The following is a 17,683-nucleotide window of genomic DNA, read 5'->3' as shown; positions in this document are numbered from 1 at the left end:
CGGCCCGAAGACAGCCCGGCGATCACCCGGTCAGAGACGTCGAGCCCGACGACACCAAGCCCCGCCCGGCAGCCCTCACGGACCAACGGCAGGCCGACATACCCCAGACCAACGACAGCAAGGTCACACACCTTCCGGACTCTAAGTGGGCATGGCCCGCCCGCGCGGGCAAATGCAGGTCGGCCCCGGGAGAGTTAGGAAAAAGTTACCGTTTCCGTCACCTTGCGACCTCGGTGAGTCACTTGCCCGACCTCGACACGTTCCCTGACGTTCACCGGTCCGAAACCGGCCGAAACATCCCGGACAACTGGTATTGACGCCTCATTGCTGCCACTCCAGGCTTCCAGGGCGAGAAATGACATAGAGATCTGATCACTCGACGTCGACCGGAGAGGATCATTGTGTCGATCCGTTCCGACGGCGCAGACTCCGCCTCCCGCGCCGGATCTTTCGCCGCGACGGGCGGGAGCAGCGGAGCAACCGGCACGACACCCACCACGTCGTTCGTACGCCGGACGCTCCTGGACGACGTGTCCGAAGCGATCCTCGACCTCATCCGTTCCCAGGGCCTCGCCGCGGGCGACCGACTGCCGTCGGCCCGCGACCTCGCCGCACGGTTCTCGGTCGCGACCCCCACCCTGCGGGAGGCGCTCCGGCGGCTCGAGGCCACCGGCGTCCTCGACATCAGACACGGCTCGGGGGTGTACGTCCGGGATCTGTCCCGGCTCATCCTCGCCAACCCCCACCGCCACGGCCTCGAACACGACACGATCCTCGACCTGCTCGAAGCCCGCGAACTCATCGAACCACCACTCGCCGAGATGGCCGCCGACCGCTGCACCCCTTCGCAGTTGGCCGACCTCGGGGAGATCCTGACGCGCGCCGGCGCGGCACTGACCGACGATGCCGAACTGGCGGCGTCCAACATGGCGTTCCATCGCGCGATCGGGCAGTACGCCGGAAACCCGATCCTCGCCCAGATGCTCGACTCGATCGTCGACATCTACGCCCCGGAGCAGCAGCAGATCCTGCGACTTCACGGTGACCGCAGGTCTGACCACGCCGAGCACCTCGAGATCCTCGGCGCGATCAGTGCCGGCGAACCGGCGCGGGCGGGGGCGCTGATGCGTACCCATCTCGCCTGCGTACGACAGGTGGTCGGCGTCGCCCTGCGATCGCCCCCGTAGACCGAGGCGGAGGCCGGACCATGCGCGGCATCTACCAACGATGCGGCCCCGATTCGCCGCGTTTTGTGGGAAATGATCACGCATACGTGATCATTTCCCGGCGCGAAGCACCCAAATCCAGCGCAAGAAAGGTCGGACAGCGATGAAGCACACCGACGGTCCGCGAGTCTCCGCCTCGCACGCGGGAGACCTCGCCGGTACGACAGACACGGCGGCAGGCAAGACGGCACACCACGCGGCACGCGGCGCACGGGGGACGGGTGCCGGAGGTTCAGGGGCGTTGACGCGACGAGGGTTCCTCCACCACACCGCGATCGGCGGGCTGGCCTTCGCGGGGATGGGGGCGTTCCTGGCCGCCTGTGAGGGGGCGGGTCCCGGTGGCGGGCCGGGCGGCGGGCCCGGTGGCGGCGGTGGCGGCGAGCGCGCCAAGACCCTGATCCTCGACTTCCACGGCGGGCGTGTGCAGAGCCCGGACCTGTGGAACCCCTTCGTTCCGGGCTTCACCAGCAACGCCGGCTTCCACCAGGCCCTGATGGAACCGCTGTTCATCCTCAACTACGAGTCCGGCGAAACCGAGCCGTGGCTGGGTGAGGAGTTCACCCCCGACGAGACCGCCACCGTGTGGACGCTCAGGCTCCGCGACGGCGTCACGTGGTCCGACGGTGAGGACTACGACGCCGACGACGTCGTCTTCACGATCACCATGCTGTTGGAGGGCGGTGCCGAGCTCAACAACGCCGCCTCGATGCAGGAGTGGGTGAAGGCGGTCGAGAAGGTCGACAAGACCACGGTGAAGTTCACGCTGAAGAAGCCGAACCCGAGGTTCCAGCTGGACTACTTCTCGGTCAAGATCCACGGCAGCCTGGCGATCGTGCCCGAGCACATCTGGCGCGGCAAGGATCCGGTGAAGTTCAAGAACTACGACAAGGCACAAGGCTGGCCGGTCTTCACCGGGCCGTACAAGCTCACCTCGGCGAGCCCGACGAAGTTCACCTACGAGCGTCGCGACGACTGGTGGGGTGCCGAGGCCGACTTCCTGCCGCTGCCGCAGCCGGAGAAGCTGGAATTCGTCGTGAGCGAGACCGAGGAGGTCCGGGTCGCTCGGGCCTCGGACCACCAGCTGGACAGCATCGCCGACCTCACCGCTGGTGCGTTCGAGAGCCTCAAGGCCCGCAACACCGAGATCATCTCCTGGCTGCCGGACAAGCCGTACGCATGGACCGACCCGTGCACGCGCCTGTTCTCGGTCAACAACGCCGTCGAGCCCTGGAACGACCGGGACATGCGGTGGGCGCTCAACTATGCGCTCGACAAGGAGGAGATCGTCCGGATCGCGTACGAAGGCACGACGACTCCGGCGCGGTTCTTCTTCCCCGACTATCCACCCATGCAGGAGTACGTCAGCCTGCTCGCGGACGAGGGGCTCTTCGACGAGTTCCCGATCCACACCCACGATCCCGACGAGGCCGCGAAGATCATCGAGTCGAAGGGCTACACGAAGTCCGGCGACTACTACGCCAAGGACGGCAAGGAGCTGCGGATCCAGATCGACGCGCCGAGCGACTTCATCGAGATCTGGCGCTATGCCGAGGTGGTCGGCGAGCAGTTGCAGCGGATCGGGATCAACGCGACTGTCCGCAAGCTCGCGATCGGCACGTGGGGTGACAACCTGGCGAACGGGAAGTTCGAGGGCGCGGCCGACTGGAGCGCCTGCGGCTCGGTCAGCGAACCGTGGTTCTCGATGCAGGTGTTCCGGGCCGACGCGGTCGTCCCGGTCGGCGAGACAGCGGCGTCGAACGCCATCCGGTGGAAGAACACCGCCTACAGCAAGCACGTCGAGCAGATCGCGAACCTCCCGCTCGGCGACGCGTCCATCAGGGAGCCCTTCGTCGCGGCGGCCCGGGAGTGGCTGCGGGATCTCCCGTTCATCCCGGTGGCGCACGCGCGCAAGCTCTACGCGTTCGACACGACGTACTGGACCGGGTGGGCGACCCAGGAGGACAACTACCTGCAGCCGACGCTGGACTGGGGCAACGCACACAAGATCATCCACTCCCTGCGTCCCGCCGGCGAGTAGCAAGAGGAGGCCGAGCACGTGCGTGGACTGACCACCGGCTATGTGCTCAGACGGGTGGGGATGTTCCTCTTCACCATCTGGGCGAGTGCGACGCTGATGTTCTTCATTCCTCGGCTTGCGCCGGGCGATCCGGTAAAGGCGATGATCACCAGGATCACCTCGCAGGCCGGATACGTGGAGGGCAGCGACCGGCTGATCGCGGCGTGGCGGGAACGCTTCGGCCTCGACGACCCGCTCTGGTTGCAGTACCTCAGCTACCTGAAGAGCCTGGTGACGTTCGACTTCGGTTACTCGCTGGCGCAGTTCCCGGTCGAGGTCAGCGAGATGATCGGCCGGGCGATGCCGTGGACCGTCGGGTTGCTGGCGATCTCGACGGTCCTGTCGTTCCTCGCGGGTACGTTGATCGGTGCGCTGATGGCGTGGCGGCGTACGCCTGGGCTGTTGCGGGTGTTGCTGCCGGTGTCGCTCACGTTCACGGCGATCCCGTTCTACATCCTCGGCATCCTGCTGATCTACGTGTTCGTGTTCACGTTGCGGCTGTTCCCGATCTCCGGTGGCTACCGCAGCGAGCTCACACCCGGCCTCGACTTCTGGTTCATCAACAGCGTCATCCAGCACGGCACGCTGCCCGCGCTCTCGATCGTCCTTGCCAGCATGGGTTTCTGGGCGCTCGGGATGCGTGGGATGATGATCACGGTGGCCGGTGAGGACTACCTCACGCTGGCGCGCGCCAAGGGTTTGCGGCCGCTCGACATCCTCTTCAAGTACGAAGTACGCAACGCGATTCTTCCGCAGGTCACCGCGCTGGTGCTCGGGATCGGCGGCATCGTCGGCGGCACCGTCCTGGTGGAGTACCTCTTCGGCTATCCCGGGGTGGGCGCGCTGCTCTACCAGGCGATCTCGAACTCCGACTACACCGTGATGCAGGGCATCGTCTTCATCCTGATCCTCACCACGGTGACCGCGGTCCTCCTCATCGACCTGATCTACCCGCTGCTCGACCCGCGCATCACCTACGAGAGGAGGTGAGCATCGTGGATCCGACCACCGTCACCCAGATCCAGGAACAGGCCGACGCACCGGCAGGGCGTCGGGCGTCGTCGCCGTGGACGAATCCCAAACTCGTCACCGGTGCGGCCATGGTCGTGGGCGTGCTTCTGCTCACCGGCATCGGCCATCTGGTCGTCGACACCACTCTCGCGAGGGCCGCCAGCTCACCGCTCAACCTGCCACCGTTCTGGCTGCCGGGCGGAACACTCGCGCATCCGCTCGGCACCGAGAACAGCGGCCGGGATCTCCTTGCCCTGTTGGTGGTCGGCGGCCCGACCACCCTGCAGGTGGGGCTGATCGTCGGCGTGACGAGCATGCTGATCGGCATCGTCTTCGGCTTCGCCGCGGGTTACCTCGGCGGTGTCGTCGACTCGGTGATCCGGACCGTCTCCGACACCGCGTTGACGATCCCGTCGCTCGCCATCCTCATCGTCGTCGCGGCCTACGTACGACAGATGGACGTCAACACGATGGCGTTCATCGTGGCGCTCTTCGCCTGGGCAGGACCCACCCGGGTCATCCGTGCGCAGGTGCTGTCGATGCGGGAGCAGGGATATGTGCGGATGGCGCGGCTCTCGGCCCTGTCGACGCCCGACATCATGTTCAAGGAGATGATGCCGAACCTCCTGCCCTACCTGGCGGCGAGCTTCATCGGCGCCGCGTCGGGCGGAATCCTCGCGGCGGTCGGACTGGAGGCGTTGGGGCTCGGGCCGCAACGGATCCCCACGCTGGGCATGACGATCTCGCGTGCCATCGAAGGTTCGGCCGTCCTCCGCGGGATGTGGTGGTGGTGGGGATTCCCCACTGTCGTCCTGATGGTGATCTTCATCGGGCTCTTCCTCACCGCGATCGGACTCGACGAGGTGGCCAACCCACGGCTGCGTGGAGCAAAGGGCCCGCGCCGAGGCAACCTGGGGCGAAAAGCAGGACGCCGAGTGACTGGACAGGGGACGAACGCATGAACGCTGTCCTGGACGTGCGCGATCTCCGCGTCCACTACGAAACCATGCAGGGCGACGTGATCGCCGTCAACGGCGTCAGTTTCTCCGTCGGCGAAGGCGAGACGCTCGGTCTGGTGGGCGAGTCGGGCTCCGGCAAGTCCACCGTCGCGATGGCGATCCTGCGCCTCACGTCGCCACCCGGCCGGATCGTCGACGGTTCGGTACGCGTGAACGGTGAGGACTTCCTCTCCCTGCAGGACGCCGCGTTGCGGGCCAGACGATGGCGGGACATCGCACTGATCCCGCAGGGTTCGATGAACTCCCTCAACCCGGTGATGCGCGTGCGGCACCAGATCGCCGACGCCATCGAAGCGCACGAGGGACGGCAGTCCCGCGCGGCGTTGAAGGCCCGGATCGTGCGGCTGCTCGACTTGGTCCAACTCCCGGCCCGCGTCTGCGACCTCTACCCGCACGAGCTGTCCGGCGGCATGAAGCAGCGCGTCTGCATCGCAATGGCCATCGCTCTCGAGCCGGCGTTGATCATCGCCGACGAGCCGACGAGCGCACTCGACGTGGTCGTCCAGCGGACGGTCGCGCAGACCCTGCTGGAGGTCAAGAAGCGCCTCAACAGCTCGATGATCCTGATCGGCCACGACATGGCTCTGCAGGCCCAGCTCGTCGACCGCATCGCGGTGATGTTCGCCGGCAACATCGTGGAGATCGGCTCCGTCCGCGATCTCTTCAACAGCCCGCAACACCCCTACACCCGGCACCTGATCGCCTCGATCCCCTCGATCAGGGAGCGCAAACCCCTGCTGGTGAAGGAGTTCCGTACACCCGACCTCCGCGACCGGCGACCGACACCGCCGCTCGTGGAGGTCAGCCCCGGCCACCTGGTCGCGACCTGGGACAGCACCGATGACGATCACGATGACGCAGAGCGGGTGAACGCCGATGTCTGAGCCGACGTCTGGGCCGGTGTCGACACCTGAACCACTGTTGGACGTACGAAACGCCACCAAGATCTACGGCAAGGGCGAGGACCGGACGACGGCGCTCTCCGACGTGTCGTTGGCTCTGGGCACGTCACCGGCCACGATCACCACGATCGCCGGCGAGAGCGGCAGCGGCAAGACGACGCTGTCCAACGCGATTCTGGGCTTCACGTCACTGACGTCGGGCGAGATCACCTATCGCGGGCAGAACCTCGACACGCTCGACAAGCGGCAGCGGCTCGCCTACCGCAGGGAGGTCCAGGCGATCTTCCAGGACCCGTTCGGCGTCTACAACCCGTTCTACAAGATCCGGCACATCTTCGACGTCGCGATCAAACGCTTCGGTCTCGCGCCGTCCAAGGCAGCGGCGAGGGACCAGATCGAGGAGGCGCTTCGCATCGTCGGCATGCGCGGCGACGAGGTCCTCGACAAGCACCCACACCAGTTGTCCGGCGGCCAACGGCAGCGGCTGATGATGGCGCGTGCGTACCTGCTCACTCCACGGCTCATCGTCGCGGACGAACCGGTCTCGATGGTCGATGCGTCCTTGCGGGCAATGATTCTCGACATCATGCTGCGGTTGCGTGACGAGCAGGGCATCTCGTTTCTCTACATCACCCACGACCTGTCGACGGCCTACCAGATCGGTGACGAGATCTGCATTCTCTACCAGGGTTCGATTGTGGAGCGTGGCGACACCCAACGCGTCATCGATGATCCACAGCACGAGTACTCCAAGCTGCTGATCAGCTCGATCCCGGTGCCCGACCCGGACGTCACCTGGGACGCCGGTACGCCCCTGGTCACTCCCGCGGAGATCGCGTCACCAGACCGTTGACCTCGGCCGCTACGGCCACGGGCTACGGCTACGGCAGGACGGTGGGATCGGCGTACTCGGCGAACCGCTGGCGGGCGTCGTCGATCCTTCCGTAGGACAGGTCCACCCATGCCTGCACCACCTGCGCAGGGTCGAAGCGGGCAGCGACCTCGCGCTTGGCCGCCACCGATCGGCCCTCCCACCTGGTCAGATCCGCGTCCTCGAGCACGCGCGCGACCGCGTCGTCGAGTGAGCCGCACAAGGCGTCCTTTCCGTACGCCTCCGCCGCGCCCTGCCAGCCTCTGATCACCGGAACCGCGCCGGATCCCATCCCCTCGCAGAGCGCCGCATGTGAACCCTCGACGTCGGAAAGGGAGAGAATGTGGCCGACCTTTCGGTACCAGGCGGCCATGTCTCGCCCGAACGCGTCGAAGACCACCGCGCCGCGCAGGTGCGGATCCTTCTCCACGCGTTCCATGCTCCGCTGGACTTCCCGGCGTTCCTCCGCGCTCTGCCACGACGGCTTGTGCGCCCATCCCATCTGGCTGCGTACCAACAGGCTGAACCGTGGATCCTCGCGGCGTACCGCGCTCAGCAGATCCAGCGCGAGATCGAAACGCTTGAGCGCCGGGATGATCCCCACCATGCCGAGCGTGAACCGCGCGCCCGGGAACTTCGGCCGGTCCAGCCGCGCCAGATCGGTGTAGTTGGGTACGTAGACGAGCTTCCCGGCCGGCCAGCCGATCTCGTCCCGGATCCGCCGCCCCATGTGAGGGGCGATGTAGACGACGGCCTCGACCGCGTCGATGTCGATCTTGGCGGGATAGGCGCTGTCGATCTCGAACCGGTGCAGCCGGACGATCAGTCGTTGGTCCGGGCGCTTCACCTCCGACAGCCAGACCGCGTTCGGGCGGGCCCACTCGGCCACCAGCGTGTGCGCGGTGCGGGCGAGGTTCTCGGTGATCCCGTCGTTCTTGGCGCCCGCGCTGCGCCATTCGTCGACCTCGACGTCAAGGTCCGGCCAGCCGTCGAGGACGGTGGCGAGGTCGCGCATGAACTTCATGTCGTGCCCGATCACGCGTACCCGCATGGGCGTGGAGGTCGCGTCCGCGCGGGCGGGGTCTTCGGTCGGGGGTGGCAGGTCGTCTCCAGCCGGAGGTGGCAGGTCGGCCAGCAGGCGACGTGCCCCGGCGAGCTGCACCTCCGCCGTCCACGCGGCGAGGCCCCCGCCGGACCCGACCTCACCCGACCCGGCCGCGTCGTCGCGCCGGAGCTCACCGAACCCGGCCGCATCGGCCCCCGCCGCATCGCCCCCTGCGGCATCTTCGTGCCGGGGCTCGCCCGTCTCCACACCACGAGGTTCCGGTTGGCCCGCCTCCGCACCACCAGGACCGTCTCCGCGCCACGGGTCGAGTCGTGGCGGCGACCACGGACCGGCGTCCCCCCGAAGCCGAGCCACCGGGTACGACGAGGCCGTCGGCCGCGGCGCCCGCCCACCCGCCACCTGGTCGAGCAGGCGTCGCCAGAGCAGCAGGTGACCCGGTACGTCGGTCGGATGGACGTCGAGCACCGAGCCGGGACCGCCCGATTCCTGCGTACCGTCCTGATCTTCGCCACGCGACTCCGACGACCGCGAGGAACCCAGTGACCCCGAGGACCCCGGCGACGCCGAGGACGCCAGTGATCCCGCTACGGCCGGTCTGGCGCCGCATGTCGGGCATCCACGGTCAGTCGCGAGCGGGGGAAAGACGACGGTACGCACCGGGCCGGCGACGCGTTCGAGGATGCCGGCCGCATCCACGCTGTCCGCGACCAGGCCGCCGATGAAGGGCGCGGCGTCCCGGATCGGGCCGGCCCAGGTGACGGGCTCGCCGGGCGCGGCGCGCTCGGGTGGCACCGCGAGGAGCCAGACCGCGGCGGGGTTCACTCCGGACCGTACCGCCGTGACCGCGGCCTCCGGCGACTCGGCCAGGACCAGCCGAGCCGCGGCGAGCCGCGCCAGCTGCGGGTCAGGATCAGCCGGCGGGATCCCCACCGCACCGGTCGCCGCGCCACCGGTCCCCGGCCGCACCCCCGTGCCGGACCAGACGCCACCACCCACCCGTCGCGACATGCGGGTCTCGAGCTCCCGACCGACGCGGCCTGCCGCCGACCGCATCCGCCGCCCGGCCGCGTAGGCGCCGGCCCGGGCAGCGCGCCCGACGAATCGGACGGCGACGCCCGTGACGGACGGCTCAGCGGCCAGCGAACCCGCGGCCTGCGCGTCAGGCGCCGCAGGCATCTCCGGCACCGGTGGCGGCGACCAGACAAGATCGTGAACGGTCAGGCCGCACTCGGTGAAGGTCTCGTGAACACTCGCCCGCCAGCAGCACACGCCTGCCTGCGGCGGCCAATTGGGGTCGCGAAGGACAACTACAGTGCTGGTGCCGAACCGCGGTTCGGTCCCATCGTCAAGTGTCATCAGAGCCCGGTGGGTGCTGTGAGGAGTGTCATCGACCACGAAACAGGCAGCATAGGGACCAACGAAGCTGATGCCGAGTACCGAGGTGGGAAAGTCCCGTGGCGAACCCATGACCGAGACCGCTTCCACAGCCGATGAGGCGATCGACAGGGTCGCTGGAGGGAGCGACGGAAGGCCAGACCCACCCGGCGGTACGCCCGAACCCCCAGGTGCGACAGAACCAACGGCCAGTACGGCTGAACCGCCGGGCAGGCCGGGTAGGACCGATACAACGGGTACGACAGACACAACGGGTAGGGCAGAGACAACGGGTAGGGCAGAGACAACGGGTACGACGGACACAATCGGGGGACGGCGCCAGGTGGCGAAATGGCGGCGGGCAATCGTCCGGATCAAGCGCACAGTCGCCCGGACCGTACGCGTCCGCATGGCCGGCTGGGACACCGTGGAGGTCTCGGTCCTGGGTGGCCTCCGGTCCCGCCGCTACCGCCTGACCGATCCCACGGCCGAGCGCCCTGTGCACTGCGAGGTGCTGCTGGTCCAGGTCCCCGACGGAGCCTGCCTGGAACGCCTCACCGGCTCGTGCCTGCTCCGCGGCCGCGTCCGGGAGGTCCGGCTGGAGGTCGCGACGATGCCGACCTGGTTACGCGGTGGCCTGCGTCCGGTCCGCATCGCCCGTGACCTCCACAGGTTCAGGTGGGAGTCGGCCGGGAACGGCGTCGCGGTCCGGATCGGTTGGCGGAAGCGCCGCCACGTCGGTCGCGCACTGACCGAGCTGAGCGCGGCGGTCCTGCGGTCCCGGCGCTGGGAACAGGCTGGTGGCGAACTTCCCGCGCTCGATCGGGCGGCTTGGATCGCCGGCGACTCGACCTGGCCGCACGGGCTCGTCGGCGCCGAGCCAACAGACGCCGAGCCAACAGACGCCGAGCCAACAGACGCCGAGGGCCAGACCGACACCGACCCACCCACCGACGGCGAGCACGCTCAGCCGGCGCCGGCACCCCGACAGCCTCAGGTCACCCTGCGGGAGTTCCGGTTTCCCCTGGTCACCGCGCTCGCCAATCCGCACGGTCGGCGCCTGACCGGCCGGGCGACGGCGTACGACCTCCGCCGCGATGGCGATCGCCTCGTCCTCGCGGCCGGCGACGGAACGCCGGGCCTCGTCTTCACCCCGTCCGGGTCGGTCGAGGCGACGCTGCTGGACAGGAACTGGCAGAAGTACGCGGTCGCGGCCATCGGCGACGACCTCGCCGCCGAACCGTTCACCCGGCACGTGCTTGCCGGGCTCGCCGCCTGCGGGGTTGGCCTGGCATCGGTGTCTGCCGCGATGCGACAGCGGCTGGCCGCCGAGGGCCACCAGGTCGTCGAGAAGCCCGAGACCGTCGACGGGTTGCCGGGCTACCAGCTGAGCGCCTCCACCTCCCGCCAGGCCGGGATCCTCGCCGATCCGGCGTTCCGTGGCCGCCTGGCTCTGCCGATGATCTCGGTCCTCGTGGCAAGCAAGCGCGCCGACGATGTGGTCCGCTGCCTCGCCGACCTCGCCCGCCAGACGTACTCCCGATTCGAGGTCCTGGTCGGCACCCACGGCTACACGCTCGATCCACACACCCTCGCTGACCTGCGTAAACGCCTGCCGGGACCGCTCCGGACGGTCGACATCGACGACCAGCGCACCCTGGGCGAGATTCTCGAGATCCTCACCCGACGGGCCGACGGGGAGTTCGTCGCGAAGGTCGACGACGACGACCGTTACGGCCCCGACCATCTGACCGACCTGGTCCTCGCCGCCCGGACCTCCGGCGCCGACCTGGTGGCGAAGTCCGCGCGGTTCGTCCACCTCGCCGACTCCGGAGTGACGATCGACCGGACCTGGGCCGCGACAGAGGCGTACGAGGTGATGCCGGCCGGCGGCACGCTCCTGCTGTCCCGAGGTGTCCTGCAGGCCGCCGGCGGGTGGAGCACCTCACCGCGACACGTCGACGCGGACCTGTTGGCGCGGCTGCGTTCGGCGGGGGGCGTCACTTACCGTACGCACGGTCTCGGTTACGTGTACTACCGGCGCAGCGGCGGACATACCTGGCAGGCTGATCCTGACGACCTCCTCGACCACGGCGAGGTGCTCTACGACGGACTCCCGGAGGCCATTCTGTGGGCATGAGCGAGCGGAGCGAGCGACCAATGAGCACAGCATGCGCGTGCGCACCGAAGCAAGAAGACGCATGAGAAGCCTTGCTGACCAGCTGACCAAGAAGCTGTCGAAGAAGGCGACGGCGCTGGCGCGTGAACGGCTGACTCCGCAGACGAAGCGACGAATCCGCAAGGTGCAGCGCCTCGTCCTGGGACAGCACACCGCCTCCCGCACCCGCCACGGGCTGGCCGCCGCGCGGGCGTGCCTTGGATCCGGGGAGTACGAAGAGGCGGCAGTACACGTGAACGCGGTCCTGCGCCGCAACCCCACCGACTCCGGCGCGCTGGAGGTCGCGTCCAGGATCGCCATCAAGCGCGGGGCGTTCACCGAGGCCGGCCACCATGCCGTTCGCCGGATGGAACGAACCCGGGACCCGGTGCACTGGAGCAGCGGCCGCAAGCTCGTCGGTCGCACCCGGGAGACCGATCCGCGCTGGCAGCCGGTGATCGCGACACCGCTCCCGGCGCCCTACCATCCGCGTCCGGCTCGGGTCGTCTACCTCGCCAAGGAGTCCCGCCCGTTTCTGCACAACGGTTTCTGTACGCGCTCGCACGAGTCCCTGCAGGCACTCGTCCGGGCAGGCCGCGATGTCCTCGGCGTGACGATGCCGGGGTTTCCGGGCGTGCTCGGCATCGACGAACCGCCGACGGAGAGCGTCGTGGAGGAGGTCACCTACCGCCACCTGCTGCCGGCGGCGGGGCGTCCGTTGTTGGCGCTCGGACTGGACGAGTACGTCGAGCTGACGGCGCGGATGCTGGCCGGTCTGGTGGCGGCGGAGCGTCCGGCCCTGCTGCACGTGTCGTCCGGACATCGCGGCTTCGAGTCGGCCCTGGCCGGCAACGCGGTCGCGCGGTGGGCCGGGATCCCCTGGTTGTACGAAGTCCGCAGCTTCTTCGAGACCACCTGGACCGATGATCCGCGTTACGCCGAGCGCGGCGAGTACTACGAACGCAGGTTCGCCACCGAGTCTCGGATGATGGCGGCTGCAGACCTGGTGGTTACCCTGTCGGGCCCGATGCGCGACGAGATCATCCACCGGCATGGCATCCCCGCCGAGAAGGTCCGGGTGGTCCCCAACGCGGTCGACGTCACCCGCTTCGTCCCGCAGGAACGCGACCTCACCCTGCGGCACCGGCTCGGGTTGGCCGACACGTTCACGCTCGGCTACGTCAGCAACCTGTCCCACCCGAGAGAGGGTCAGGAGGTCCTGATCGAGGCAGTCGCCGAGCTGCGGGCCGCGGGTCGGTCGGTGACGGGGCTGTTGGTGGGCGACGGCAACCGCCGGCAGGAGCTCGAACGCCTGGCCAAGAAGCTCGGCGTTGCCCGCCACGTGGTCTTCACCGGCAACGTGCCCTTCGACGAGGTGGCCGGACACTACGCGCAGATCGACCTCTTCGTGGTACCCCGGGTCGACGACCGGGCCGCCCGGATGGTGTCGCCGCTGAAGCCGTTCGAGGCGATGGCGATGCGGGTGCCGTTGCTGGTGGCGGATCTGCCGGCGCTCGCCGAGATCATCGGCTCCGGCGCGCGCGGGCAGGCATTCAGGGCTGGCGATCCTGGCGCGCTGGCGGCAGCTGCCGCCCTGCTGATGGACAACGAATCCGAACGCAAGCAGATGGCCGACGCCGCGGCGCTCTGGGTGGCCACCGAGCGGACGTGGTCCGCGGTCGCTGCGGCGTTCGGTGCAGAGTACGACGAACTTCTCGCGACCAGCCCCGCCCGGCACGAGGCGTCGGCCACCGCGAACGGGAGCACGGCATGCTGATCACCAGGCGGCTCGGTCACGAACCTGCCCTCGCCCTCGACGACACGCTCCGCACGCTCGCCAACCACGACTGGTCGAGTGGCGGCGGCCTGCTGGCGTACTACCCGGTCGTACGCGGCAATCCGTTCCAGGCCTTGCTCTACTCCCGCCTGGGCGAGTCCGGGCTCACACCGGTTCCCACCTACGACATCGACACGACGCTCGCGGCCGCCGATGCCATCGCCGGCAGCGGTCTCGAGCTGGTCACCCACGTCCACTGGCTCAACGTCGTGATGGCCAAGGCCGACGACGAGGCGATGGCGCGCGAGGCGTTGAAGCGTTACCTCGAACGCCTGCACGCCCTGAAGGACCGCGGCGCCCGGTTGATGTGGACCGTTCACAACATTCTTCCGCACGAGGCCCGGTTCCCAGATCTGGAGGCGGAGCTGCGGCAGGGTGTGGTCGACGCGGTCGAGCGCGTCCACGTGATGAGCCCGCGCACGCGCGAGCTGGTCGCGCCGTGGTTCGACATCCCGGAGGCCAAACTGCTGCCGGTGCCGCATCCGGCCTACCACGATGTCTATCCGTCGTGGATGTCGCGGCGTCAGGCCCGGGCGGAGTTGGGGCTCGCGCCGGAGGTGACGGCGTTCCTGCTGATCGGTCGGATCCAGCCGTACAAGGGGATCACCGAACTCCTCGACGCCTTCGATCTGCTGTGTGCACGCGAACCTGGTCGCTACGTCCTGCTCGTGGCCGGCCCACCCAGCCGCGACGACGAGTCGCGGGCCTTCCGGGAGCGGATGCTCACCCATCCGTGCGCCTACGCGGCACTGCGCAAGGTGCCCGACGACGAGCTGCAGGTCTATCTCCGGGCGGCCGACGTGGCCGTCTTCCCGTACCGCCGGTCGCTGAACTCCGGCGCGCTGGCGCTGGCTCTGACGTTCGGGCTGCCGGTCGTGGTGCGGGACGACTCCGGTGGTGATGCCCGGTTGAGTTCGGCGTACGCGGTGCAGTACGCGGGTGATGCTCCGGCCGACATCGTTGACGCGCTCGTCGAGTCGCGACGGTTGGTTACCGCGCAGGCGCGGCTGTCCGCCGCGGGTGCGGCCGCGCGGATCACGCCGGCGCGCGTGTCGGGAGCGTTCTCCGCGGCGGTCCGGGACTGGATCGACGCAGACCCTCGCGTCAACACCGTCGCCGGGTCAGACAACAGGACCGACGCCGACAGCAGAGCCGACGCCGACACCGACCACAGGATCGACGCCGACCAAAGAGCCGAGTTCGACCACGCTGGCCATGCGGGAGGTGCGCAAGAGTGACCGTCGTCCACATCACCGGAGCTCGGCCCAACTTCCCCAAGGCCGCGCCCGTGATCGCCGCCTTGCGGGCCAGTGGTGCCGCCCAGCAGTTGGTCCACACCGGCCAGCACTATGACGACAAGTTGTCCGAAGTGTTCTTCCGGGAGCTCGACCTGCCCCGCCCTGACGTCAACCTCGGCGTGGGATCGGGCACGCATGCGACCCAGACCGCGGCGGTGATGACCGCGCTCGAAGAGCAGTTCCGCGACCAGAGGCCTTCCCTGGTTGTGGTTTACGGCGATGTCAACTCCACCTTGGCAGCCGCGTTGGTGTGCTCGAAGCTCGGCGTTCCGCTGGCACACGTCGAGGCCGGCCTGCGTAGCTTCGATCTGACGATGCCGGAGGAGATCAACCGCAAGGTCACCGACGCGCTGTCCGATCTCGCGTTCGCGACGAGTCCGGAGGCGATCGCGCACCTCGCCCGCGAAGGCGTACCGGCCGAGCGGATCCACCTGGTCGGCAACCCGATGATCGACACACTGCTGGCGCACCTCGACCGGTTCGATCCGGCGCCGGTGCGGGAGGCGCACGGCCTTTCCGGCGCGTACGCCGTCGCGACGCTCCACCGGCCCGGCAACGTCGACGGCGCCGAACAGGCGGTCGCTCTCGTGCAGGCGATGCACAAGTGTGCCGACCAGGTGCCGATCGTCGTACCCCTGCATCCGCGCGGACGGGCCCGGCTGCTCGAGCTCGGCTTCGCCGACCACCACGGCATCCGGGTCGTCGAGCCGCTCGGCTACGTCGAGTTCATGTCGCTGGTCCGCGGCGCGGCGGCCGTGCTCACCGACTCCGGCGGGGTTCAGGAGGAGACCACGGTGCTCGGCGTTCCTTGCCTGACGCTGCGGCCCAGCACGGAACGGCCGGTGACGATCTCCCACGGTACGAACCAACTGGTCAAGGCCGAGACACTCCCGCACGCCCTGCAGGCAGTGCTCGACCACGGGCCGCTGTCCTCCTGGCCGGTGCCACCGCTGTGGGACGGCCGGGCCGGCGTACGCATCGCCGAGATTCTCGTTTCCTGGTTGGGGAACGCCGGCACCGTTCCCGCTCCCGGAACGGCAACCGGTGGCCTCACGACCGCGTCGTCCGGCGAGGCCCCCACACCTGGCAAGCGCCAAGCCACCAACGCGGCCAGCGCCCCCACACCTGGCGAGCGCCAAGCCACCAGTACCGCCAGCGGCCCCGCAACCGGCGATGCCGCGGCACCCACCGCGCGGTGAGCGACACGCCGCCTCGGATCATCCTGGCCACCAGCAACGGCACCGGGATGGGACATCTCGCCCGGCAGGCGGCGGTGGCGCTTGCCCTGTCCGGTCCGGTCGAGCCGATTGTCTTCTCCCTCTCTCAGGCCGTCCATGTCGTGACCCGGCACGGCCTACGGGCGGAGTACTGCCCGAGCCACCACCGGAACTGGATGCCGCACCTCTCATGGCACGGCTACCTCGGCAAGCGTCTCACCGCACTCTTGCAGGAAACCCGGGCGCGGGTCCTGGCGTTCGACGGGGTGGCGCCCTACCTCGGCCTGCTGCGCGCTCGCGCCGCGCATCCCGACGTGGCGTTCGTCTGGATACGCCGAGGGCTGTGGCGGGCGAACGCGAACCGGCGCGCCCTTGCCTCGCGGGCATTCTTCGATCTGGTCGTCGAGCCCGGAGACCTCGCCGCTGCCGCGGACCGGGGCGCGACCGCGTCCCTGTCCGATGCGGTCCCGGTGGCCCCAATCACCGTTCTGGAAGGGAATCCACCGCTCTCCCGAGCCGAGGCCGCCGCGGCTCTCGGGCTGGACCCCGATCGGCCCACCGCTCTGGTGACACTCGGCGCCGGCTCCATCAACGACACCCGGACACCCGCACTGGCGGCGATCCGTTCGTTCTTGGCCACGCCCGACTGGCAGGTGGCCGTCACGCGGGCACCGCTGGCCCTGGCCGTCCTCCCCGCGGCCGACGTCGCCCGCGTCCACGAACTGGTCGGCGTCTACCCGCTGGCGCGCTATCTCGCCGCGTTCGACGCCGCCGTTGGTGCCGCGGGCTACAACACCGTCCACGAACTGCTCCCCGCCGGCGTACCCACCCTCCTCGTGCCCAATCTCGCGACTGCCACGGACGACCAGATAGGCCGGGCGCGGTATCTCGCCGCTGGTCGACTAGCACTGTGCGTCGAGAACGACAGCGCAGAGGCCATCACCCTGGGCGTCGCGCGGCTGGTTGATCCGGCGGTCCGAGCTGAGCTCGCCAAGGCCTGCAAGGCACTGCCCGCTCCGTCCGGAGCGTCGGCGACCGCTGAGCTCCTGACCCAGTTGATGGACGGCTACGCCACGCATCAGCCGTCCCTGCACGAACGCATTCGTACGATCGACCTGGATATGCGGGCCCGAGCCATGCGAACGCTCGGCCCATCGGGAACGACGGCAGTGCGGCGGGTGCTCGGCCGCCTCCCGGTCGCCGGACCTGTCCGCCCGCTGGGGGTCCGGCCCCTCATCACCGACGACCTTGATCCTGACGTCCTCCGCCGCGAACATCCGGTCGAGCATCTGCTGCCCGGCAGCTCGACGGCGTACCGGCTCCGGCGCCTCGCCATTGCTCACGACGCCTACCGCTGGCCCACCGACGGCGCTCGCATGCCCCTCGCCTGACCCTCGGGAGCCGCCGCCTCACCCGAGGGGGCATCGCCTCACCCGAGGGGGCATCGCCTCACCCGAGGCGCGCAGCTCCACGATGTGGCAACTGGCCCCTGCCGTTCTGCCTCAGGACGCAAGAAGAGGGCCGCCCTGGTGGGTGGCCCTCTTCTTGTGTGTGGTGTCCGGCGGTGTCCTACTCTCCCACAGGGTGGCCCCTGCAGTACCATCGGCGCTGGAGGGCTTAACTTCCG

Annotated in this window: 12 protein-coding genes and 1 rRNA gene; 11 read left to right on the top strand and 2 right to left on the bottom strand. The window is 69.0% G+C overall.

Annotated features, from left to right (window positions below):
- Positions 1-401 precede the first annotated feature (401 nt).
- The 6 genes from ABN034_RS33595 (at position 402) to ABN034_RS33570 (ending at position 7,088) form a co-directional block, all read left to right on the top strand.
- Entirely contained in the window at positions 402-1,187 is a 786-nt protein-coding gene (locus tag ABN034_RS33595) for a FadR/GntR family transcriptional regulator (RefSeq protein WP_349694988.1), read from the top strand.
- 142 nt (positions 1,188-1,329) lie between these two features.
- Positions 1,330-3,264, top strand: a complete 1,935-nt coding sequence (locus ABN034_RS33590) for an ABC transporter substrate-binding protein (RefSeq protein WP_349694987.1) — start codon at positions 1,330-1,332, stop codon at positions 3,262-3,264.
- A gap of 18 nt (positions 3,265-3,282) precedes the next feature.
- Positions 3,283-4,293: an ABC transporter permease gene (locus ABN034_RS33585; RefSeq protein ID WP_349332381.1), complete on the top strand. Its 1,011-nt coding sequence runs from the start codon at positions 3,283-3,285 to the stop codon at positions 4,291-4,293.
- A gap of 5 nt (positions 4,294-4,298) precedes the next feature.
- A complete protein-coding gene (locus ABN034_RS33580; protein ID WP_349694986.1) occupies positions 4,299-5,276 on the top strand; it encodes an ABC transporter permease in 978 nt (325 codons plus the stop codon).
- The gene (locus ABN034_RS33575) at positions 5,273-6,217 is read left to right on the top strand and encodes an ABC transporter ATP-binding protein (protein ID WP_349694985.1); all 945 of its coding nucleotides are present in this window, start codon (positions 5,273-5,275) and stop codon (positions 6,215-6,217) included. The genes ABN034_RS33580 and ABN034_RS33575 overlap by 4 nt, the downstream gene beginning before the upstream one ends.
- On the top strand, positions 6,210-7,088 hold the full coding sequence (locus tag ABN034_RS33570; RefSeq protein WP_349694984.1) for an ABC transporter ATP-binding protein: 879 nt from the start codon (positions 6,210-6,212) through the stop codon (positions 7,086-7,088). The genes ABN034_RS33575 and ABN034_RS33570 overlap by 8 nt, the downstream gene beginning before the upstream one ends.
- Before the next feature lie 28 nt (positions 7,089-7,116).
- Here ABN034_RS33570 and ABN034_RS33565 read toward each other — a convergent pair whose 3' ends face one another.
- Complete coding sequence (locus ABN034_RS33565; protein ID WP_349694983.1) at positions 7,117-9,348, bottom strand: glycosyltransferase family protein; 2,232 nt, start codon at positions 9,346-9,348, stop codon at positions 7,117-7,119.
- Positions 9,349-9,889: 541 nt separating this feature from the next.
- Between ABN034_RS33565 and ABN034_RS33560 the strand changes: the two genes are divergently transcribed.
- From ABN034_RS33560 to ABN034_RS33540, 5 genes are all read left to right on the top strand, one after another.
- Positions 9,890-11,686 carry a glycosyltransferase family 2 protein gene (locus ABN034_RS33560; protein WP_349694982.1) on the top strand — a complete coding sequence of 599 codons (1,797 nt, stop codon included), beginning with the start codon at positions 9,890-9,892 and terminating at the stop codon, positions 11,684-11,686.
- A gap of 61 nt (positions 11,687-11,747) precedes the next feature.
- On the top strand, positions 11,748-13,481 hold the full coding sequence (locus tag ABN034_RS33555; RefSeq protein WP_349694981.1) for a glycosyltransferase family 4 protein: 1,734 nt from the start codon (positions 11,748-11,750) through the stop codon (positions 13,479-13,481).
- The gene (locus tag ABN034_RS33550; protein WP_349694980.1) at positions 13,475-14,779 is read left to right on the top strand and encodes a glycosyltransferase; all 1,305 of its coding nucleotides are present in this window, start codon (positions 13,475-13,477) and stop codon (positions 14,777-14,779) included. The genes ABN034_RS33555 and ABN034_RS33550 overlap by 7 nt, the downstream gene beginning before the upstream one ends.
- The gene (gene wecB / locus ABN034_RS33545) at positions 14,776-16,038 is read left to right on the top strand and encodes a non-hydrolyzing UDP-N-acetylglucosamine 2-epimerase (protein WP_349694979.1); all 1,263 of its coding nucleotides are present in this window, start codon (positions 14,776-14,778) and stop codon (positions 16,036-16,038) included. Before ABN034_RS33550 ends, wecB begins: the two co-directional genes overlap by 4 nt.
- Positions 16,035-17,447, top strand: a complete 1,413-nt coding sequence (locus tag ABN034_RS33540; RefSeq protein WP_349694978.1) for a glycosyltransferase — start codon at positions 16,035-16,037, stop codon at positions 17,445-17,447. Before wecB ends, ABN034_RS33540 begins: the two co-directional genes overlap by 4 nt.
- 165 nt (positions 17,448-17,612) lie before the next feature.
- Here ABN034_RS33540 and rrf read toward each other — a convergent pair.
- Positions 17,613-17,683: ribosomal RNA gene (gene rrf / locus ABN034_RS34785) — 5S ribosomal RNA — on the bottom strand; the annotation flags it as partial.

It is taken from the genome of Actinopolymorpha sp. B11F2 (genome assembly GCF_040195635.1).
In the GTDB taxonomy this organism is placed as follows: Bacteria; Actinomycetota; Actinomycetes; order Propionibacteriales; family Actinopolymorphaceae; genus Thermasporomyces.
This window is presented reverse-complemented; position numbering and strand designations above follow the sequence as displayed.